Raw genomic sequence first — 19,751 nt, forward strand, 5'->3', positions numbered from 1 at the left:
CCCCCCCCCCCCCCCCCCCCCCCCCCCCCCCCCCCCCCCCCCCCCCCCCCCCCCCCCCCCCCCCCCCCCGCCGCCCCCCCGCCCCCCCCCGCCCCGCGCCCCCCCCCCCCCCCCCCCCCCCCCCCCCCCCCCCCCACTACAGATAACACCCTGCCGACTGTGGCTCTCTCAGGACCCGGCTTTTTCCGCCGCAGCCGCCCGCGCGCGGTCTTTCTTGCTCGGCCTGCGGCCCTTGATGCCGCCGTTGTCGTCGGCAACCACGCTTGCCGCCGGTGCTGCCTGCGTGGGCTCAAAGCCTTCAATCACTTCAGTCGTGCTCTGCAGCCCATGGCGTTTGCAGATCAAACGCCAATGCGCCATCGCCGCCGAATCGACAAAACTCAGCGCCAGCCCCTTCTCCCCTGCCCGTCCGGTGCGACCGATGCGATGCAGGTAATCCGCGGGCGCGCGCGGCAGGTCGTAGTTCACCACCACCGGCAAACGGGTGATGTCGATGCCACGCGCCGCCAGGTCGGTCGCCACCAGCACCCGCGTTTCGCCATCCTTGAAATCCTGCAACATGCGGAAGCGGCGCCCCTGCAACAGTTCGCCATGCAACGCCTGCGCGTTGATGTCGGCTTTGCGCAGCTGCGACGCCAAACGGTCACCGTCACGGATGCTGCCGACAAACACCAATACCTGCTGCCACTGCGGATCTTCAAGCAAGGACAGCAGCAACTCAGTACGCCGGGCGCTATCGACATGGATGGCACGCTGCTCGATATCCGGCGCCGACTGCTCGCCGATTTCCAGCCGCTGCGGCTCATGCAGGCCCGCTGCAGCCAAGGCTTGGATATCGGCCGCAAACGTGGCCGAGAACAAGGCGGTCTGCCGCTTTACCGGCAACTCGGCCAGGATCTGCCGCAGCTCATCGCCGAAGCCCAGCTCCAACAGACGGTCGGCCTCATCCAGCACCAGCAGCTGCACCTGTTTCAAGGACAGGGCGTTATGCGCAAGCAGATCCAACAAACGCCCGGGGGTGGCCACGACGATATCGGCACCACCACGCAGCGACATCATCTGCGGATTGATCGACACACCGCCGACCGCACAGACCAGATGCGGGCGACGCGGCAACTCGCGGCCCAAGGTGGTGAACACATCGCTCACCTGCAGCGCGAGTTCGCGGGTCGGCACCAGGATCAGCTGGGCCAGCACGCGCGGCTTGCGTGGTGTGGCCATGAAGAAGCGTTGCAGCGCCGGCAGCACGTAAGCGGCAGTCTTGCCTGAACCGGTAGGCGCAAGCGCGACCACATCCCGGCCTTTCAACAGCAGGGGCACGGCCTGCTGCTGGATCGGCGTTGGCTCCAGATAGCCGGCCTGCTGCAAGGCCTGCTGCAACGCAGGCAGCACGTAGGGAGACAGGCCGAGTTGGGAGAAAGGCATGGTGGGGTTCCAGAACGCCGCGCAATGGCGGGGAGGCGAGTCTACGCTGTTGTCTGCGGCAGGCGGGCGCGCAGGCCACGGGCATGCAACTGCTGCAGCACGGCTTCGATGATGGCCAGGTTGTGGCCGTGGGCGGCACCTTCATGCAGCAGGACGATGGCGCCAGGTGCCAGATCCGGTGCAATCCGTGCGACCACGCCCTCCGGCGTGCAGTTCACGCCGTCGTAGCCGCGGGCACTCCAGCCAATCCGCGCCAGCCCATGGCGCTTGAGCGCCACCGCCACGAACGGGTTGGTCATGCCCACCACCGAGCGATACCAGCGCGGCGGCGCCCCGGCGATGGCGGTCAGCGCCTGCTGGCAGTGGCCGATTTCACGCGCCATCTGCACCGGACCCAGCGCCCAGAAGCGCGCCTGCGGGTGTGAATGGCTGTGATTGCCAAGGTCATGGCCACGCCGCAGCACCTCGCGCACCAGCTCCGGGTGGGCCTGCGCACGCTCGCCAACCATGAAGAAGGTGGCCCTGGCCTCATGCCGATCGAGCAGATCCAGCACTGCCAGGGTCTCCGCGGACGGGCCATCATCAATTGTCAGCCACACGTCCCGGCCGGGCGCGCGACTGGTTACCGGCGCATAAAAACGGCTGTTGGGGAGGAATACCGGTACGACAAACAGGGCGTGACTGAGCAGCATCAGGGGCAACCCCCACATCCAGCCGAACCGCCACCACAGCAGTGCAACCAGCAATTGCGAGACAAGCAGCCAGGGCAGCCAACGCCAAGGGTGTACGGGAATGCGATGCAGGGTTTCCGGGGCAGTCATTCCCCATGATGCCATGCAGCGTAGAATCAGCTGGTCTACGACCACTTATACGAGTTCACGATGTCCCTGGACCCCGCCCTGCGTTCGCGCATTGAATCCATCCTCGGCGCCGACCGCGTCGTCCTGTTCATGAAGGGCCAGCCGACCATGCCGCAGTGCGGCTTCTCGGCCAAGGCTGTTGGCGCGCTGCAGGACCTGGGCGTGCAGTTCGGCCACGTCAACGTGCTGGCCGACCAGGAAATCCGTGAAGGCATCAAGGCCTACGGCGACTGGCCGACCATTCCGCAGCTGTACGTGGACGGCGAGCTGATCGGCGGCAGCGACATCATCCTGCAGATGGCCAGCAGCGGCGAACTGAGCAGCCTGCTCGGCCTGGCTGCACCGGACCGCACCCCGCCGTCGATCACCGTCACCCCGGCCGCAGTTGAAATGCTCAAAGGCGCCCTGGCCGACTCGCCCGGCGCGGCCCTGCAGCTGAGCATCGATGCCAGCTTCCAGCCGAACTTCCAGCTGGCCCCGTTCGACGACAACGCCATCGCCGCTGAATCCAACGGCCTGCGCGTGCAGTTCGATTCCTCCAGCGCGCGCCGCGCCAACGGCATCACCATCGACTGGGTGGACGACATCCGCGGCCAGGGCCTGGCGATCAACAACCCGAACGCGCCCAAGCCGGTGCAGGACCTGGACGTGCGCAGCGCCGACGACCAGCTGCGCGCCGGTGCCATCACCGTGGTGGACGTGCGTCCAGCGGACGAACGCGCCATCGCCGCGATCAACGGCAGCTTCGAAACCTTCGACGGTGACAACCGCGCCAAGCTCGAAGCCCTGCCCAAGGACACCGCACTGGCGTTCCTGTGCCACCGTGGCGGCCGCAGCGCCCAGGCTGCCGCGCAGTTCCTGGCACTGGGCTTCACCAATGTGTTCAACATCACCGGCGGCATCGATGCCTGGTCGGAGAACGTGGACAACAGCGTTCCGAAGTACTGATCCAAGCGCATTGCAGCAATGAAAAACGCCGGCATTGCCGGCGTTTTTCACTTGAGCATTTGAGCCACGCGGAATCCGATGCCAGGGACCTCTTGCATCGGATTTTTTTGTGGGAGCGGCGTAAGCCGCGAAGCATGCCGATCATCAGATGCCACCATTGTCTGGGCTTCAAGCAACACCAGCTTCGCGGCTTACGCCGCTCCCACAAACAAACATCAAGCGTGCGCATCACCGGCTTCGCTCCCCGGGGCAGCGCTGTATCGTTCAAATGAGTAGCACTACGACATCAGCGAAGTTTGCTTATCCATGATTTGGCGCTCGACCGGGGGAGTCCTTCACCCTGATCAAGCAGCAAGCGCGCCCAGCACTCAACCAGCAAAGCCACCTTCAGCAAGGAAGTGCAGTTCTTCCGCAGTCGGAATCCGGCCAAGCACCGCGTTGCGGTGGGGGAAACGGCCGAAACGGCGAATGACATCGCGATGTACTTCGGCGTACTTCAGGTACTCCAGGTCACCGAGTACCTCGAACATCGCCACCGCGCGTTCCTGGTCCTGCGGGTCCTCGGAGTGCTCGAACGGCAGGTAGATGAAAGCCCGCAGCTTCAGCGGCAGTTCGCGGTCCCAGCCTTCCTCGATGGTGCGGGTAGCGTAATGCCGCGCCAGCCCGTCGGTAGCGTAAGAGTGCGCAGTGCCACGGAAGCAGTTGCGCGGGAACTGGTCCAGCAGGATCTGCAGCGCCAGCGCGCCCTCGGCGTTCTCCAGCCAGTCCTCACAGCCGCGCCGGGCAGCCTGGTAGTGCAGGTCCAGGAAGCGCTGCCGGAACTCGACATCAAAGGCCTCATCACGCACAAACCAACGCTGCGGACCAGCCGCGCGCCAGAACTCAACTACCGAACTTGCAGTTTCCATTACTGATCCCTGGTTCACCGCCTACCCTCAGGCGGTGACACTTCCCACCGATGTCGTCGCATCCGGGGACAGGGCCTCAGTTGCTTGGCAGTAGCTTAATAGGCTACCCCTGCCGATGAAATGAGGAAAAGGTGAAAAAACCTACCCGGGATTGCGACGGCGTCCGCACAAACCACCAACTCCATCCCAGGTTTTGAGATAGGGTTCCTATCTTTCGTGACTGTTACGACCCTTGGGGGATACAAAGCGTGCGCATAGGAATAGTGGTCGACTCGGCCTGCGACCTGCCCAAAGGCTATCTGCAACAGAACAATATCGTGCTGCTCCCGATCAGCGTACGGATCGGCGACACCGTACTTCCCGACCACCGCGACGAGGAATCCACCCTGGCCTTCCTGCAGGGTCCGCTGAGCGAGCGCAGCGCCGAGGCCGAAACCATCCCTTATAGCGCCGAGCAGATCCGCGATCTGTTCCTGAGCCAACTGGTCACCGATTTCGACCAGGTGTTCTGCATGACCATCACCCGCACCCGCAGCCCCATCCACGACAACGCGGTGCAGGCCGGCTACAGCATCCTCAACGAGTACAAGCCGATCCGGCAGGCGGCCGGTTACAACTCACCGTTCAGTCTGCGCGTCATCGATACCCAGAACCTGTTTGCCGCACAAGCAGTGAGCGCGGTGGAAGCCGTGCGCCTGCGTGACAGCGGTGCCAGCGTGCCGCAGATGCGCGAACGGCTGGAACTGGTGGCAAGCAATGTGCACGGCTACATGGTTACCCGTGACCTCTACTACCTGCGCGCCCGCGCCCGTCACAAAGGCGACCGCAGCGTTGGCCTGCTCAGCGTCGCACTCGGCAGTGCACTGGACATCAAACCCGTCCTGCACGGCTACCGCGGCAATACCGAGCCGGTGGCCAAGATCAAGGGCTTCGACCCTGCCGTGCAGGCCTTGTTCGACTTCGTTGGCAAGCGTGTGGTCCACGGCCTGATCACCCCGACGGTCTGCGTCAGCTACGGTGGCCCGCTGGATGAACTGCGCGCCCTGCCCGGCTACCGGCAGTTGCGCGATACCTGCGATCAGCACGGCGTAGCGCTGCTGGAGGCAGTGATGAGCCTGACCGGCATGGTCAACGTGGGCAAAGGCGCAGTGACTATTGGTTTTGCCGATGAACCGCATACCTTCGGTAGCTGATCAACCCGCATCATCTGGACAAAACCACTACATTTGACGCGCTAGTCTGACGCTCTACCAAGGAGGCACCCCATGTCCGTGCTCTATTCCATATCGCTGCCCGATCCGGCCAAAGCCCGTGGCAACGACCCGCGCCTGTCATTCACCGCCAGCGGCGCGGATGCCTTCGCCGAGCAACTACAGGCCGCCCTGCGCACACCGGAGCTGTTTGAGCGCTGGAAGGCCATCCAGGACGAACCCGATGACGTGGACCCCGGCTTGGGCGCTGTTGACCCGAACGCCACGGTTACCGGCAAGCAGTCCGACCTGCGCATCGACCTGGTCGCCACCACCAGCCTGGCCGGCGAACTGTTCAAGCAACGCATGCGCATGCTGGCCGGCAGCCATTGGGAACTGCGCGATGTGCGCTGAGTGTTGAGAACACCGGTATTGGTGTCATGGAGCGGTGGCAAAGACGCCGCCTGGGCACTGCACGAACTCCAGCAACGCGATGACATCGAGGTTGTCGCGCTGTTGAGCACGCTGACCGAAGGCTATGAACGCTCCTCGATGCAGGGCGTACGCCGCGAAGTATTGCTGGCCCAGGCAGACGCTGCCGGGTTGCCGCTGCTGGAAAGCTGGATACCGCAGGTCTGCGACAACACTGTGTATCTGCAGCGCATGACAGCGGCGCTGGACGAAGCACAGCAGCGCTGGCCCGGCCTTGCGACCATCGCCTTCGGCGACCTTTTGCTGGAGGACATCCGGCTATGGCGCGAACAGCAGTATGCGGCGCAAAGCTGGCAGACACTGTTCCCGTTGTTTGGCCGCGACACTGCGGTGCTGGCGCGGCAGATGATCGCGAACGGCCTGCGCGCGCAGCTGTGCTGTGTGGATAGCGAGCGACTGGATGCCGGCTTTGCTGGACGGGTGTTTGATCAAGCGCTGTTGGCCGAGTTGCCGGCAAGCATCGATGCCTGCGGCGAGAACGGCGAATTCCATACCTGCGTAAGCGCGGGACCAATGTTCCGCGCGCAGTTGAACCTTGACCAAGGCGACACCGTGCTACGCGAAGGCCGCTACGTCTATACGGATTTCACCCTGGCTTTGTAGGAGCGGCGTAAGCCGCGAAGCCACAACAGCAAGAACAACAGCGCTTCATGCAATTGCAGCACTGCTCACAACGCCAGCTTAGGCTGCTTCGCGGCTTACGCCGCTCCTACAAGGCTGGCCCCCGCATCGAACGATCATCAGAAGCCCGCCACCGCATCATCCCGTACCGACACACGGTTCCTGCCGCCACGCTTTGCCGCATACAACGCCCTATCGGCATCGTCCAGAAGCTGCGTCGTAGACACCTTGGCTGAAGACTGCAGAAACGCCACGCCAACGCTGATGCTGACCGCTCCCTCCGGCAACACAAGTGTTTCAACGGCCAGCCGCAGCTTCTCAGCAAGTGCGATCGCATCTTCCCGCCCACAGTCCGGCACGATCACCGCGAACTCTTCTCCGCCATAACGCGCCAGACAATCGCCCGCACGCCGGACATTAGCCTGCAGCCGCGCGGCAACAGCTTGCAGGCAACGATCACCAGCCGGGTGGCCGTGTGCATCATTGAATGCCTTGAAGTGATCGATATCGACCAGTAGCAGACCCAACCCGGCGCCACTGCGATGTACGCGGCTGGCCTCAGTCTGCAGGACCGCGTCGAATTGACGGCGATTGGCCACGCTGGTCAGGCCATCCCGTCTTGCCAGCTGATCCAGTGCGGCCTGTCCCTCCAACAGATCGATCTGCAGCAGCGTGCTGCGCAGGCTGAAGCCAATGGTGGCAACCACGAAGCCGGCCACAGCCAGTGTCCGCGCATGGTCCACCACCAAGGTACCCACCACCAGCAGCAACAGAGGCAGGATCATCGGGCCACCAGCCTGCACCAACCGCGACAGCCGCGGGTCCGGCACGAAGACTGGAGCCGATACCCTACGCACAGCCAGCAAAATCAACAAAAGGAATGGCAGATCGATCAGCAGATCGCTGTACGCGCCGAAGGAATCTTCCGACGCAAAGTGGTTGATATAGCCAGCCACCAGTAGATACGCCAAGGCATACAGAGCCAGCGCACGGAAAAACCCGCGCCACTCCGGCACATCACCGGCCAGCCAGCGCACGGTTGCGAAGCTGGCAATGCACAAGTTCTGGATATCAAACATGTAGCGCATGTTGCGCATCGCTTGTTCGTCCGCATCGACGCGGTCGGCAAAGAAGCCGGTATGCACGAAGAACAGCACACCCAACAGCACTGCCATAGCTGCATCAATCAGGCTGATGCTGGTGCGCTCGCGCCGTGCGCGGGCAAGGATGAACACCAGCGGCACGGCGTAAAGCACGTACAACAACATGCTGGCACGCGGCGTGACATCGGCACGGCCCGCTCCCAGTGCATCGATCAGATTGAGTGCCATGCCGCCGGCCCACAGCAGCATCGCCAGCGCGATCGCATACCACCCCAATGCCGCGCGGTCGTGCCGTGCGCGCAAAGCGCAGCACCCGGCAGCAAGCAGCGGCGCTGCGACCAGGAAGACGAAGGAACCAATGCCAGCAGGACCCGACCCAATGGCAAGGACCAGGCCATGGCAGACGATGAACAGCAGGATCAGCACTACCGGCATGCATTCCCCATCGGACAGGCGCTATGGCCGCACGATAGCGCGACGGCTGCTGCGACAACGTGACCCAGACCTCGCCATCGAAACCCAACCCGTAGTGCCGAGCCATGCTCGGCAAGTGCCTCACAAGCGAAAAACAAACCCCTCCCCAGCCCTCCCCTTCGCTACGCGAAAGGGAGGGAGCAGAGCGTAGAGCCGAGCCATGCTCGGCAGAGGCTTCCTGTAGTGCCGAGCCATGCTCGGCAGAGGCTTCCTGTAGTGCCGAGCCATGCTCGGCAGAGACGTACCGGTACAGCCCCAGCCGAGCATGGCTCGGCTCTACCAAAACCTCCTCAGCGCATCGCCTTGGCGTGATGCGCGATGTGCTCACCGATGAAGCTGCTGATGAAATAGTAGCTGTGGTCGTAACCCGGCTGCATACGCAGTTCCAGCGGATGCCCAGCCGCTTCGCACGCCGCCTGCAACAACTGTGGGCGCAGCTGATTCTCAAGAAACTCATCAGCGCCACCCTGATCGATCAACAGCGGCAGTCTTTCCTGCGCATGCGCCACCAGTTCAGTAGCGTCATACGCATTCCACACCTCGCGGTCTTCACCCAGATAGGCAGCAAATGCTTTCTGCCCCCACGGCACTTGCGACGGCGCCACGATCGGCGAGAACGCCGACGCGCTGCGATAGCGGCCGGGGTTTCTCAACGCAATCGTCAATGCACCATGCCCGCCCATCGAATGCCCGCTGATCGCACGCACATCGCTGGCGGCCACGTTGGCTTCCACCCATGCCGGCAGCTCATCGACGATGTAGTCGTACATGCGGTAATGCCGTGCCCAGGGCTCGCGCGTGGCATTGAGGTAAAAGCCTGCACCCTTGCCCAGGTCGTAACCTTCTGCATCAGCGATCGCTTCACCGCGCGGACTGGTATCCGGTGACACCAGGATGATGCCGTGCTCGGCCGCATAACGCTGTGCGCCGGACTTGGTGATGAAGTTCTGCTCGGTGCAGGTCAAACCGCTCAGCCAATACAGCACCGGGCACGGGCCGTGCTCGGCCTGCGGCGGCAGGTACACACCAACCGTCATCTCGCAACCCAACACCTTGCATTCGTGCCGGTAAACGTCCTGCCAGCCGCCGAAGCTGGCGCGGTGTTCGAGTCGTTGCATGGTTTTTGAATTCCTGATGTTGATTTGCTGGTTGTCTGCGACTGGTGGAGTGCTAGCTTCGCGGCTTACGCCGCTCCCACAAACCAGCCTCAGTAATGGATGACCGAGCGGATCGACTTGCCTTCGTGCATCAGATCGAAGGCTTCGTTGATCTTGTCCAGTTCCATCGTGTGGGTCACGAACGGTGCGAGTTCGATATCACCCTTCATCGCGTCCTCGACCATCCCCGGCAGCTGGCTGCGCCCCTTCACACCACCGAACGCCGTGCCCATCCACTTGCGACCGGTCACCAGCTGGAACGGACGGGTGGAGATTTCCTGCCCGGCACCGGCCACGCCGATGATCACGCTCTGACCCCAACCACGGTGCGCGCATTCCAGCGCCGCACGCATTACGTTGGTGTTGCCGATGCACTCGAAGCTGTGGTCCACGCCCCAACCGGTCATCTCCACCACTACCTGCTGGGTCGGCTTGTCGTGATCCTTCGGGTTGACGCAATCGGTGGCACCAAACTGCTTGGCCAACTCGAACTTGGAGGGGTTGGTGTCAATGGCGATGATGCGGCCGGCCTTGGCCTGACGCGCACCCTGGATCACCGCCAGGCCGATACCACCCAGGCCGAACACCGCGACGCTGTCACCCTCGGCGACCTTGGCGGTGTTGTGCACAGCACCGATGCCGGTGGTGACGCCGCAGCCCAGCAGGCAGACGTGTTCCGGGTTTGCTTCCGGGTTGACCTTGGCCAGCGACACTTCGGCCACCACGGTGTACTCGGAGAAGGTTGAGCAGCCCATGTAGTGATAGATCGGCTCGCCGTTGTACGAGAAGCGGCTGGTGCCGTCCGGCATCACGCCCTTGCCCTGGGTGGCGCGCACGGAGGTACACAGATTGGTCTTGCCACTCTTGCAGAACAGGCACTCGCCGCACTCGGCGGTGTACAGCGGAATGACGTGATCGCCGGCCTTCACCGAGGTGACGCCCTCGCCCACTTCAACCACGATGCCGGCGCCTTCGTGGCCCAGCACGCACGGGAAAAGGCCTTCCGGATCGTCACCGGACAGGGTGAAGGCATCGGTATGGCAGACGCCGGTATGGGTGATCTTGACCAGTACTTCGCCCGCCTTCGGCGGTGCGACATCGATCTCAACGATCTGCAAAGGCTGGCCCGGACCAAAGGCAACGGCGGCACGTGATTTCATGGATTTTCTCCTGCGGGAATGATGAGGGCGGCGCCAGGCGCCGCCGGAATTACTTGAGATAGGAACGGATCAGGCTGGACATCTCGGCAACGCGTGCAGCGCGCTGCGCCTCGGAGCGCGCAGGCTGACCAAACTCCTCGCGCAGGTGCGCCTCCATCACCTCGGACATCAGTCCGTTGACTGCACCGCGGATGGCCGCGATCTGCTGCAGCACCGGATTGCAGTCAGCGCCGGCCTCCAGCGCACGCTCCAACGCATCGCACTGGCCACGGATGCGTTTGACCCGGGCCAGGACCTTCTTTTTCTCTTCGGGGGAGTGCGGCATGGCGGCGCCCATATCCTGTACTGGGGGATAGTATATTTATGAGCTCGCGCAATTGCCATCTGCGAAGGCACACTGTACGGATAGGCATAGACTGTGCCCCACGTACGGACTATGGCTAATCGTGGTTGTACAGACTATGGCAAGCGCCTCTCCTGGTGCACTTGCGACGTCCAACGCACATCGGCATCACCGACCGGTTGGAGCCACCGCCGGGAGCAGAAATTCGATCGTGGAGCTAACTGCCCTGTGAAGCAGGTTCGGCCTACACTCCATTCCTAGCGGACTTGATGTCCAAGAGGTTGATCCTGTCGATTTTGTCTCAGTGGATGACAATGGTCAGTCTTGCGGGATACTTGAATCGCATCTCACTGATACGGAATGTCCAAAAGCGTGATCTTCAACAGATCTTCATCGCAAATATCGCTATGACCCTGAATACGCGTAATGCCAGAGCCGAAGATCGGCGTTGACACATTTTTCTGGGCGTACACGCGATTGACGCGGTCCCAAAAAGCGATCAGGAACTCAAGGCACTGAGGCATTGTCATGCTCGTCGAACTTTGAGAAGGCCGCAATTAAAAAACCTTTATAGACGCAGATGGCTCCTAGTTTATACCGCGTACGTCGCCCGAACTGCCTCTCCACGTCACGATCTTCAACTGCATCGGGATCGAACCGGTAGCTATCAATATGGGCATCCAGGGCCGCCAGGTCAGAGCCAACATGCTTCTCGAAAAACCCACCATTTAGTGACATCATCTGATGACCTACCACTAGCCTTCTCTATCGATCCGGCGGCACACAATGGCAGGATCTTGATGCGCAGGCGAATAACAAATCGCGTAGGGAATTGCCTTCCTGCAGTCGCGCGCGTTTGAGACCTTCAGCGCAACCCGTGTCCCGTTAATGATGTACCGCTTGCCGTCCGCCGAACTGCCCACCCGGCAACCCATCGAGTACAAGATATCGAGGCGCTCGGCCAATCGCGTGTACTCGATGCTGCCAGGATGAACATAATCGGGTCCTTCCCATATCTCGACGTGTGCGCAGCTGGTGAGCACGATAGCGCAAAAAAACGTCACTGCAAGATGCTTCAGACTCACCGGCCCTCTCCTCAGTCTTGCTATCACTTCACGCCAGACTTCCGCCCTTGTCTTGGAGGACCTTATCCATGGCCTTCGTTGCGGCTACCAAGCCATCCTTGGTAAGCGGTAAATAGTAATTGTCCACCAAGATCTTCGACCAGTTCGGCCGGGCCACCCGAGCGCCGAGCAACCGGATCGCCCTGTCTCCATCGCTGAGCTCGAACCCTTGTTCGGTGAACTTATATTCCATGTATTTCTCGTCCTTCGAGTAGTTGCCACCGCCCGAGAAGAACGGACCAAAACTAACCCTTCCGTTCGCAGCAAAGAACTTCTCAAGAGTACGTTTGTACTCGTCTGAGATGCTGACCTTCACCGTCATCCCGCGCGCAACTATCAACGATTTTGGATAGGTGCCAAGCAAGCCACCAGGCCCCCAGAATTCCGCAAATTGCTTTCCAATCGTCGAGAACAGGACCTCCTGAAACCATTCGTCGCGGAAGATATTTACCTCGTCGAAACGCTTGAACGACACCTCGACAGAAAATTCGGATTTCGTCGACAGTTCTTCAAGCTTTCGGCGCTCAACGGATCCACCACCCTTGAAAATCCCCCACCTTCCCTTGGCAGACGCCTTCCACTTTTCTTCCACTCGTTCGTAATGCTCTTCCTTAGTTGAGAATGTATGCGTGACGGCGGCATCATTTTCCAGAAACTCATCGATTTGAATAAGCGGCAGCTGCATACAAAAATCCCGCCAGTATTCGACCTTTGAACTATCGTCGTGATCAGCAGCGATAGGTAGTTTGATCTGATAGCCTGGATCATCAAAGAATTGTCGAGCCTTAAGCAAAGCATGCAGCTCGGGCTGCATCTTACTGCGCAGCCAAGAGTTGAGGCGGGAGTTGTCCAGTGAGACGAGGTTCTTCAATCGCTTAATCTGAATAGAGTGCCCACTGTCTCGCTCCCATATCACGCGCCGCGCGCGCAGTTCCTCGGTCGGAATACCCGGATTGTTCAGAACGTAGTCAGCCCAACCGCCGGCGACGAAACGTTGATAATTGAGCAAATCCTGCTGCGACTTGGCGATTTTCTCTTGCAACTCGTCGTATTTTGGCTCGTCGCGCGGATCAAGCGCCTCTGCAATCAGCGAGTCAAGCCGATCGAGAAAGTAGCTATATTGCGGGACTAGCGGTGTGCGATGCTCAAGCTGCGAGTGCTTTTCAACCTGATCGCCATTGTCATGATCGACTTTACCCGGGGAGACATAGTTGATCGCATTCATTAGGAGGAAGTTATCGTAGTTGTCTCTCTCCAGCGTGTAGGGCAATAAGCTGGCAAAAGCGTACATTTGGACAAGTCCTTTGTTTTCGTCGAACCAGCCCTCCTCATCCGCCGGCTTCCCATTGACCAAAAACTCCAAGAATGCACAGTAGTTTCCCCAAGCCCGCTCAAAGATGTCAGACATGAATCGCCCTCCGAAGGCTCAACAACCAAATAGGATGCAGTTTCAGCTGAGATCCCTTTGCACCAAAGGGATGCCCCTCTTTACTCCCAAGCCCCATTCACTGTCAAGCCCCGATGGACGCCGTAATAATGATTTCAGGCAGTCGCGCGCTCGTATTCGGCCGGGGACTGATAATCGAGTGTGGAATGCACTCAGTGAGTGCTTTAGAAACCGAAAATGTAACGAATGATGTCGACGACGACCTCGGCGGGACTAGCGCAGTTTCGCCGTCAGACTCGCCTCATCTTTAGATTCAAGAAAAAGCGTCCCATCACCGTACTGTCCCAACAACTGTCCTCGCGGCTTATGCTGGCGATCAGACCATGACGGACCTGCAGATCATGACGGACCAGACTACCGCGCGATCGGCGTGCGTGATCTAACAAACCAGCGACTACCCCTGAGGACGCGCTGCAACGATGCGTCTGCTGCGGCGCTACTACTCCGATGGACGGGCCCCGGAATCGAGTGCCCGGCCGTGCGCTAGGTGCTGCCTGCCCCGACACGCGCACTCACCTCGCCTCCCCGCCATGCTGGCTCAATTCATAGAGCGCTTTTCTCCCCCCGCAGCGACTGTGCGGGGAATCGTTGCCTGGCGTGGTTACCCAATCACCCACACGCCAAAACAGCCCGCAGCTCCTGACCAACCAAGAACAAGCAGGACCGCACCTAGCCGCGCGCCAATCCACGCAGCAGTAATTCCAATGCAATCGCACACTTGCGCAGACGTACGTCTCCATCAGCGCCCTCCGCTATCCAGAAAGCTGCCTCGGCCAGGCTGCCGTAGATCAGCGATGCCAAGGCCTGCGCGTCCACGTCGTCAATCACGCCCTGCCGGATAAGCTCGTCAATCAGCTGCTGCATCGAGTCCACACAATGCCGCTGTGAATCCAGCGATGCTCCGCCAAGTACCGCGCGCGCGTCACGCAGGACGATGCGCTGGATCTCCGGCTCCAGCGCCATGTCCAGGTATGCCCGGCAGCGCTGCTGGAAGCCCAGCCAGGGATCGCTTGCGGCGTTGCTGATGGCCTGCAGCCGTGCATCGGTTTCTGCATCGATCTGCTCGACCACCGCGGCCAGCAAGCCTTTCTTGTCGCCGAAATGGTGATACAGCGCGCCCCGGGTGAGCCCCGCCTGTGCGGTCAGCTCATCCATCGACGCGTCCGCATAGCCGCTTTCGGCGAAAACGCGACGGGCGGTGGCCAATAGCAAGGCACGGGTTGCCTCCATTTCAACGCGGGTGCGGCGGACCACGGCAATCTCCTTTCATACGAGGCGTATGTTTATTTACATTCATGGCGTATGTATGTAGCCTTTTACATACACCTCGTATGTATTGTTGCGACCAGCCATTGCCTTGGCAAGTCGCAGCGCTCCGGAGACCCCAATGGCCAACGCTTATCGTGCCCTCTTCGCTGCACCCGGTACTTCCGGCTTCGCTCTGGCCGGCCTGTTGGCCCGGCTGCCACTGCCCATGACCGGCATCGGCATCATCACCTTGCTGGCGCAGCTACGTGGCAGTTACGCACTGGCCGGCGCGGTGTCGGCCACCTTCGTTCTGGCCTATGCACTGGCGTCCCCGCAGATTTCGCGGTGGGTGGATAGACACGGCCAGGCCAAGATCTTGCCGTTGGCGTCGGGCGCCAGCGTCGTTGGCATGTTGCTGCTCATCCTTGTCAGCTATTGGCAGGCGCCGGATTGGCTGTTGTTTCCCTGCGCTGCCTTGGCCGGATGCATGCCCAGCATGTCGGCGATGGTCCGGGCCCGTTGGACAGCGCTCTGCCGTGGGCAGCCGCAACTGCAGACGGCCTACTCGCTGGAGACGGTGTTCGATGAAATGAGTTTCATCGCCGGGCCACCGCTGTCGGTTGGCCTCTGTGTTGCCCTGTTTCCGCAGGCAGGCGTACTGCTGGCGGCACTGCTGCTGGCCATAGGCACCGCTGCACTTGTACTGCAGCGGGCAACCCAGCCACAGCTCGATCCGAATGCCGCAGGCAAGGCCGGTCAATCGGTGCTGGCAATTGCAGATGTGCGATTACTCACCCTGCTGATGGTAGCGATGGGCGTTATCGTTGGAACCATCGACATAACCAGCGTGGCCTTCGCCGAACAGCACGGCCAACCCATGGCTGCCAGCATCGTGTTGTCTGCCTATGCTCTCGGCTCCTGCGCGGCGGGCCTGATGTTTGGTGCGTTGAAACTCAAAACCCCTTTGCACCAATTGCTGCTGTGGGGCGGCGCCGCGACAGCGCTGACCACACTACCCTTGCTGCTGGTAGCAAACCTGCCAGCGTTTGCAGCAAGCGTGCTGCTGGCGGGCATGTTCTTCGCACCAACGATGATCGTGGTGATGTCGTTGGTCGAGCGCAGCGTGCCGGAGCAACAGCTGACCGAAGGCATGACCTGGCTGCTGGCCGGACTGAATATCGGCGTCGCATCAGGCGCCGCAGCAACCGGGCAACTTGTGGATCTGGCCGGCGCCCAGACTGGCTTCGCCATCAGCGTTGGTGCTGGTGCTGCGGTGTTGCTGCTGTCGATCTGGATCAGCCGACGCCTACGTCCCTGCCTGCAGCATTCCGCCAACGCTTGTTGACGCTGCCGACACATCTTCCTTCAGGAACAAACCATGCAAACCCAATCCTCCACGGCAGCCGCCGTGGCCCACCCGTGGCTGGCAGTTCTTGCCATAGCCCTGGCAACCTTTTCGGTAGTCACCACCGAGATGCTGCCAGTCGGCTTGCTTACCCCCATCGGCGCCGACCTTGGCATCTCCACCGGCAACGCTGGATTGCTGATATCGGCACCCGCATTGCTGGCCGCATTGTTCGCGCCGTTGGTGGTGATTGCCGCTGGTGGTATCAACCGCCGCTACATTCTCTGTGCGCTGCTGGCCTTGCTGGTGGCGGCCAATGCAGCGTCTGCGATCGCACCGAGCATGCAATGGATGCTGGCTGCCAGATTGCTGGTGGGCGTGTGCATGGGTGGGATCTGGGCAATTGCGGGCGGGCTGGCGATGCGATTGGTATCCGCGCAGCGCGTGGGGCTGGCCACCTCGATCATCTTCGGTGGCGTCGCCGCCGCCTCCGTGCTTGGCGTTCCGCTGGGCGCATGGATCGGTGAGCTGCTTGGATGGCGCAAGGCGTTCGCGGGCATGGCGCTACTTAGTGCCACCGTGCTGCTGCTTCAGCTTGCCGTGATTCCCTCGCTGCCAGTCGTAGCGTCGATGCAACTGCGTCACTTCGCAGAACAACTGCGCAATCCACGCGTGCGGCTCGGGCTGGGGGTGACGCTGCTGTTGGTGGCCGGCCACTTCGTGGCATTCACGTTTGTCCGGCCACTGCTGGAGCTGGTATCTGGCGTGGACGCCTCATGGATCGGCGGGCTGCTGCTCGCCTACGGCGTGGCCGGGATCGGCGGCAATTTCCTGGTGGGGCTGATCGCCTCGCGGCAGGTGTCCAGCACGGTGATGGCCATCGCAGCTGGCTTGCTGGCTACCTCAATCCTGTTTCTCTCCATCGGCGCTGCGCCACTGCAGGGAAGCATGCTGCTGTTGCTCTGGGGGCTTGCCTACGGCGGCGTGTCGGTTGGGCTGATGACATGGATGATGCAGGCGGCTCCGCGCGCGGTTGAGGTGACCAGTGCCCTGTACGTGGGTGTATTCAATATAGGCATCGCACTTGGCGCGTGGGCAGGCGGCCTGCTGCTGGACCAGCTTGGCCTGAGCGGCAACCTATGGGCGACGGCTGTGCTCGCCACCGGCGCGTTGCTGCTGTGCATCGCTGGCGTTGATCGTGGTGGACGCCCCGACGTGGTTGACGGCAATTGAACTCCCAACACGGGGACCCGGCCATCTCGACCCGCCACCCATGACAGGCCGCATCCGCCGGCACTCGCCGGCTCTCGCATGACCTCCGCAACTTGACGAAAGATTGGTTTTCTCAATACTTCGCCAATGCTGAGCCAACACTTCCTGTTCTTCTTTGCCATGCTCGGCGCCTTCATTGGCACCGTCCTGGCATCGTTCCTGTGGTGGCGGGCCAAGGGCGAGCCCAGCCAGCGCTGGCTGGCGCTGCTGATTCTGGTCGTAGGCATGCGCACCGGCAAATCGGTCGCCTATTACTTCTGGCCGGACATTCCCCGGGTGTTCCTGCAACTGGGTTTGACCGCCTGCTTCATGATCGGGCCGTGTCTGTTCTTTCTACTGCGTTCGAGCCTGGCCGGCACTCCCGGTCCACGGTTGGCAGACCGCTGGCACCTCAGCGCGTTGCTGGCCATTGTCATCGGGGTGAATGTATTCCTGCCCTACACCGGCCATCCCGAGCTGTGGCGGCATACCATCACCCCGGCCATTCAATATGTCTGGCTGGGCTACCTGCTATTGGCCAGTGGACTGCTGTATCGGCACTGCACCCAACTCAGCGGCACGCCCTCTGCCGTGTTGTTACTGGGAGCGCTGCTCGGCGTGTGGCTGATCTGGGCCGCCTATTTCACTGCCGGCTACACCTCTTACATCGTCGGCGCGCTGTCCTTCACCTTCCTCCTGGCCGCGAGCGTGCTGGTCTACCTGCGCCTGCGTTCCGGCCAGGCACCGATCGAGCCCTACCAGGACCGACGGATTTCCGAAGACGAGGCAGCACCACAACTGCAGGCCTTGGCCGAGCTGATGGCGCGCGAGCGCCTGCATCTGGACCCGGGTCTGACCCTGCCCCGTCTTGCTCGTCGGCTGGGCATTCCGCAGACCCGGCTGTCGCAGTTGCTGAACGACAACAAGCAGACCTCGTTCAAGCAATACCTGGCGCAACTGCGTGTCATCGAAGCAAAAGCACTGTTGCTGCAACTGCCGCCAAAGCCGCTGGAGCTGGTCGCCGAGGAATCTGGCTTCCAATCGATGTCCACCTTCCATGCCGCCTTCAAAAAGCTGGAGGGCCTGCCGCCGGGGGCGTTCCGCGCAGCTGCCGGCAACTCCTGAAATTGATTCCAGCACTCCGCGATTACACAGCAAGACATTGATTTAAAAGGGGCGATATAGGCTGCGGGCTCACCCCGACGAGCCGGCGCCATGCCCTTACATCGACTACTGAAACCGCTACTGGCCCTGCTGTTCTGCGTATGGCAGGGCGGCATCTCCAACGCCGCTGCCAGCACCGGGCCCGCCATGGAACGGCCCTCGACTGACACCTCCGCGCAACAGGCCGGCAGCAAGCAACTTGTCGCCAGCACCGGCCTCAGCGACTCCAGCAAGACCGGTCAGCAGCGCATTCTGTTCATCCTTGCCAGCAGCAAGGTTCACGGCAGCTCCAACATCCCGGCCAGCATCAGCTTCGGCGAGGTGGTCCATGCCTGGGATACGTTCCAGGCCGCCGGCTATGCGGTGGACTTCGTCACCCCTGACGGCGGTGACGTGCCCATCCTCGCCCCTTACGTGAGCAAGGAAGTGGAACCGCGCCTGCGCGATGACCGCGTCATGCGCGGCTTGCGCAACACCGCCACGCCAGCGCAGATCGACCCCAACCTGTACCGCGCCGTCTATTACGTGGGTGGCAGCAACGCCATGTACGGCGTGGCGGAAAACCGCGCCCTGCAGGACATCGCCATGCATGTCTACGAACGCAATGGCGGGGTGGTCTCGGCGGTGTGCCATGGCACGGCCGGAATCGTGAACCTCAAGCTCGCCGGCGGCCAAAGCCTGCTCGCCGGCAAGCGCATCACCGGCTACCCCGAAGAACACGAAGACCGCAGTGCCGCCTACTTCAAGGAATTCCCGTTCCAGATGCGGCAAACGGTGCAGGCGCGCGGCGGCCTGTTCAACGCCGTGGATAGCGCTGAACCCTATATCGAAGTCGACGGCCGGGTGATGACAGGCCAGAACTACGCATCCGCAGCGCCGCTTGCCGCAGCCGTGGTCGAAGCGCTGCGCAAGCTTCCCACTCCGCAAATCAGCCAGGCCAGGAGGGATTGAGCAGCCAGAACTTCGTCCACCGCCCCTCACATCAACCACTCAACAACACCCAGGACACACATGAACACTTCAATCCGATCCGCAGTTCTCGCCGCAGCCCTGCTCCTGCTCCCAACATCGCTGATGGCACAAAGCAACGAGCGTGCCGAGGTTGACCGCGCCATGCAGACCCTGCTGCGCGGCTTCGAAGCGGGCGACGCCAAGCTGCTCAGCGGCGTACTGCGAAAAGACGGCGTGGTTATCGGCTATTCGACCAATCGCGGCGCCGTTGTCATGGAGACCACGGAAGAATGGGCCAATGGATTTCCCGGCAAGCCAGCGCCGGATGAAGCGCAACGTCATCGCCAATACCAGATCCTGGATGTGACGGACAGCGCGGCCGTGGTCAAGCTCACCCTCGACTATCCGACATGGGACGGCTCGGACTACCTGGCGTTGGCGAAGATCGACGGCAACTGGATGATTGTCAGCAAGTCATGGAGCGGCAAGCGCAAGACGCCGGCAACCTGAGCGGCGCGTTGCTGCTTGCTTGAGTTACGT

General features: G+C 61.7%; 19 protein-coding genes and 1 pseudogene. 9 read left to right on the forward strand and 11 right to left on the reverse strand.

Going from position 1 to position 19,751, the window contains the following annotated elements; translation table 11 throughout:
• Positions 1-168 precede the first annotated feature (168 nt).
• Together ACVOLZ_RS13390 and ACVOLZ_RS13395 are read right to left on the reverse strand one after the other, a co-directional pair.
• On the reverse strand, positions 169-1,425 hold the full coding sequence (locus ACVOLZ_RS13390) for a DEAD/DEAH box helicase (protein ID WP_481516588.1): 1,257 nt from the start codon (positions 1,423-1,425) through the stop codon (positions 169-171).
• Between the two features lie 41 nt (positions 1,426-1,466).
• Positions 1,467-2,246 (reverse strand): polysaccharide deacetylase family protein, encoded by a 780-nt coding sequence (locus tag ACVOLZ_RS13395; RefSeq protein ID WP_481516633.1) that lies wholly within the window; start codon positions 2,244-2,246, stop codon positions 1,467-1,469.
• A gap of 60 nt (positions 2,247-2,306) precedes the next feature.
• Here ACVOLZ_RS13395 and grxD point away from each other — a divergent pair, with 60 nt between their 5' ends.
• On the forward strand, positions 2,307-3,233 hold the full coding sequence (gene grxD, locus ACVOLZ_RS13400) for a Grx4 family monothiol glutaredoxin (RefSeq protein ID WP_481516589.1): 927 nt from the start codon (positions 2,307-2,309) through the stop codon (positions 3,231-3,233).
• A 368-nt stretch (positions 3,234-3,601) separates the two neighbouring features.
• Here the strand turns inward: grxD and ACVOLZ_RS13405 are convergent, their stop codons facing one another.
• On the reverse strand, positions 3,602-4,141 hold the full coding sequence (locus ACVOLZ_RS13405; protein ID WP_481516590.1) for a DUF924 family protein: 540 nt from the start codon (positions 4,139-4,141) through the stop codon (positions 3,602-3,604).
• A 248-nt stretch (positions 4,142-4,389) separates the two neighbouring features.
• Between ACVOLZ_RS13405 and ACVOLZ_RS13410 the strand changes: the two genes are divergently transcribed.
• The 3 genes from ACVOLZ_RS13410 (at position 4,390) to ACVOLZ_RS13420 (ending at position 6,426) form a co-directional block, all read left to right on the forward strand.
• Positions 4,390-5,334, forward strand: coding sequence for a DegV family protein (locus ACVOLZ_RS13410; protein WP_481516591.1), 945 nt, complete (start codon positions 4,390-4,392; stop codon positions 5,332-5,334).
• Between the two features lie 72 nt (positions 5,335-5,406).
• A complete protein-coding gene (locus ACVOLZ_RS13415) occupies positions 5,407-5,745 on the forward strand; it encodes a hypothetical protein (RefSeq protein WP_481516592.1) in 339 nt (112 codons plus the stop codon).
• 21 nt (positions 5,746-5,766) lie between these two features.
• On the forward strand, positions 5,767-6,426 hold the full coding sequence (locus ACVOLZ_RS13420; RefSeq protein ID WP_481516593.1) for a Dph6-related ATP pyrophosphatase: 660 nt from the start codon (positions 5,767-5,769) through the stop codon (positions 6,424-6,426).
• Positions 6,427-6,563: 137 nt separating this feature from the next.
• On the opposite strand, the gene ACVOLZ_RS13425 is transcribed toward ACVOLZ_RS13420, so the two are convergent.
• The 8 genes and pseudogenes from ACVOLZ_RS13425 to ACVOLZ_RS13460 all read right to left on the reverse strand — a co-directional run bounded on the left by ACVOLZ_RS13425 (position 6,564) and on the right by ACVOLZ_RS13460 (position 14,506).
• Entirely contained in the window at positions 6,564-7,982 is a 1,419-nt protein-coding gene (locus ACVOLZ_RS13425; protein ID WP_481516594.1) for a GGDEF domain-containing protein, read from the reverse strand.
• Positions 7,983-8,311: 329 nt separating this feature from the next.
• On the reverse strand, positions 8,312-9,139 hold the full coding sequence (fghA, locus tag ACVOLZ_RS13430) for an S-formylglutathione hydrolase (protein WP_481516595.1): 828 nt from the start codon (positions 9,137-9,139) through the stop codon (positions 8,312-8,314).
• Positions 9,140-9,228: 89 nt separating this feature from the next.
• The gene (locus tag ACVOLZ_RS13435; protein WP_481516596.1) at positions 9,229-10,338 is read right to left on the reverse strand and encodes an S-(hydroxymethyl)glutathione dehydrogenase/class III alcohol dehydrogenase; all 1,110 of its coding nucleotides are present in this window, start codon (positions 10,336-10,338) and stop codon (positions 9,229-9,231) included.
• A 49-nt stretch (positions 10,339-10,387) separates the two neighbouring features.
• The gene (locus ACVOLZ_RS13440) at positions 10,388-10,663 is read right to left on the reverse strand and encodes a metal/formaldehyde-sensitive transcriptional repressor (protein ID WP_296251374.1); all 276 of its coding nucleotides are present in this window, start codon (positions 10,661-10,663) and stop codon (positions 10,388-10,390) included.
• Positions 10,664-11,028: 365 nt separating this feature from the next.
• Positions 11,029-11,422, reverse strand: a pseudogene (locus ACVOLZ_RS13445) (macro domain-containing protein).
• Between the two features lie 14 nt (positions 11,423-11,436).
• Entirely contained in the window at positions 11,437-11,766 is a 330-nt protein-coding gene (locus ACVOLZ_RS13450) for a hypothetical protein (protein WP_481516597.1), read from the reverse strand.
• Between the two features lie 28 nt (positions 11,767-11,794).
• Positions 11,795-13,213, reverse strand: a complete 1,419-nt coding sequence (locus tag ACVOLZ_RS13455; RefSeq protein WP_481516598.1) for a hypothetical protein — start codon at positions 13,211-13,213, stop codon at positions 11,795-11,797.
• Between the two features lie 708 nt (positions 13,214-13,921).
• On the reverse strand, positions 13,922-14,506 hold the full coding sequence (locus ACVOLZ_RS13460) for a TetR/AcrR family transcriptional regulator (RefSeq protein ID WP_481516599.1): 585 nt from the start codon (positions 14,504-14,506) through the stop codon (positions 13,922-13,924).
• Positions 14,507-14,639: 133 nt separating this feature from the next.
• Here ACVOLZ_RS13460 and ACVOLZ_RS13465 point away from each other — a divergent pair, with 133 nt between their 5' ends.
• From ACVOLZ_RS13465 to ACVOLZ_RS13485, 5 genes are all read left to right on the forward strand, one after another.
• Positions 14,640-15,845 (forward strand): MFS transporter, encoded by a 1,206-nt coding sequence (locus ACVOLZ_RS13465; protein WP_481516600.1) that lies wholly within the window; start codon positions 14,640-14,642, stop codon positions 15,843-15,845.
• Positions 15,846-15,878: 33 nt separating this feature from the next.
• Positions 15,879-17,078 carry an MFS transporter gene (locus ACVOLZ_RS13470; protein WP_481516601.1) on the forward strand — a complete coding sequence of 400 codons (1,200 nt, stop codon included), beginning with the start codon at positions 15,879-15,881 and terminating at the stop codon, positions 17,076-17,078.
• A gap of 126 nt (positions 17,079-17,204) precedes the next feature.
• Positions 17,205-18,221 (forward strand): AraC family transcriptional regulator, encoded by a 1,017-nt coding sequence (locus ACVOLZ_RS13475; protein WP_481516602.1) that lies wholly within the window; start codon positions 17,205-17,207, stop codon positions 18,219-18,221.
• A 90-nt stretch (positions 18,222-18,311) separates the two neighbouring features.
• Entirely contained in the window at positions 18,312-19,211 is a 900-nt protein-coding gene (locus tag ACVOLZ_RS13480; RefSeq protein ID WP_481516603.1) for a type 1 glutamine amidotransferase domain-containing protein, read from the forward strand.
• A gap of 123 nt (positions 19,212-19,334) precedes the next feature.
• A complete protein-coding gene (locus ACVOLZ_RS13485; protein WP_481516604.1) occupies positions 19,335-19,721 on the forward strand; it encodes a nuclear transport factor 2 family protein in 387 nt (128 codons plus the stop codon).
• Positions 19,722-19,751 lie beyond the last annotated feature (30 nt).

Source organism: Stenotrophomonas sp. STEN020 (assembly GCF_056760195.1).

Excerpts from the sequence above, each read along its gene's own strand:
- ACVOLZ_RS13390 (WP_481516588.1), bottom strand. The coding sequence starts at position 1,425 with ATGCCTTTCTCCCAACTCGGCCTGTCTCCCTACGTGCTGCCTGCGTTG.
- fghA (WP_481516595.1), bottom strand. The coding sequence starts at position 9,139 with ATGCAACGACTCGAACACCGCGCCAGCTTCGGCGGCTGGCAGGACGTT.
- ACVOLZ_RS13475 (WP_481516602.1), top strand. The coding sequence starts at position 17,205 with ATGCTGAGCCAACACTTCCTGTTCTTCTTTGCCATGCTCGGCGCCTTC.
- ACVOLZ_RS13435 (WP_481516596.1), bottom strand. The coding sequence starts at position 10,338 with ATGAAATCACGTGCCGCCGTTGCCTTTGGTCCGGGCCAGCCTTTGCAG.
- ACVOLZ_RS13480 (WP_481516603.1), top strand. The coding sequence starts at position 18,312 with ATGCCCTTACATCGACTACTGAAACCGCTACTGGCCCTGCTGTTCTGC.
- ACVOLZ_RS13405 (WP_481516590.1), bottom strand. The coding sequence starts at position 4,141 with ATGGAAACTGCAAGTTCGGTAGTTGAGTTCTGGCGCGCGGCTGGTCCG.
- ACVOLZ_RS13415 (WP_481516592.1), top strand. The coding sequence starts at position 5,407 with ATGTCCGTGCTCTATTCCATATCGCTGCCCGATCCGGCCAAAGCCCGT.
- ACVOLZ_RS13395 (WP_481516633.1), bottom strand. The coding sequence starts at position 2,246 with ATGACTGCCCCGGAAACCCTGCATCGCATTCCCGTACACCCTTGGCGT.
- ACVOLZ_RS13455 (WP_481516598.1), bottom strand. The coding sequence starts at position 13,213 with ATGTCTGACATCTTTGAGCGGGCTTGGGGAAACTACTGTGCATTCTTG.
- ACVOLZ_RS13485 (WP_481516604.1), top strand. The coding sequence starts at position 19,335 with ATGGCACAAAGCAACGAGCGTGCCGAGGTTGACCGCGCCATGCAGACC.
- ACVOLZ_RS13465 (WP_481516600.1), top strand. The coding sequence starts at position 14,640 with ATGGCCAACGCTTATCGTGCCCTCTTCGCTGCACCCGGTACTTCCGGC.
- ACVOLZ_RS13470 (WP_481516601.1), top strand. The coding sequence starts at position 15,879 with ATGCAAACCCAATCCTCCACGGCAGCCGCCGTGGCCCACCCGTGGCTG.
- ACVOLZ_RS13440 (WP_296251374.1), bottom strand. The coding sequence starts at position 10,663 with ATGCCGCACTCCCCCGAAGAGAAAAAGAAGGTCCTGGCCCGGGTCAAA.
- grxD (WP_481516589.1), top strand. The coding sequence starts at position 2,307 with ATGTCCCTGGACCCCGCCCTGCGTTCGCGCATTGAATCCATCCTCGGC.
- ACVOLZ_RS13425 (WP_481516594.1), bottom strand. The coding sequence starts at position 7,982 with ATGCCGGTAGTGCTGATCCTGCTGTTCATCGTCTGCCATGGCCTGGTC.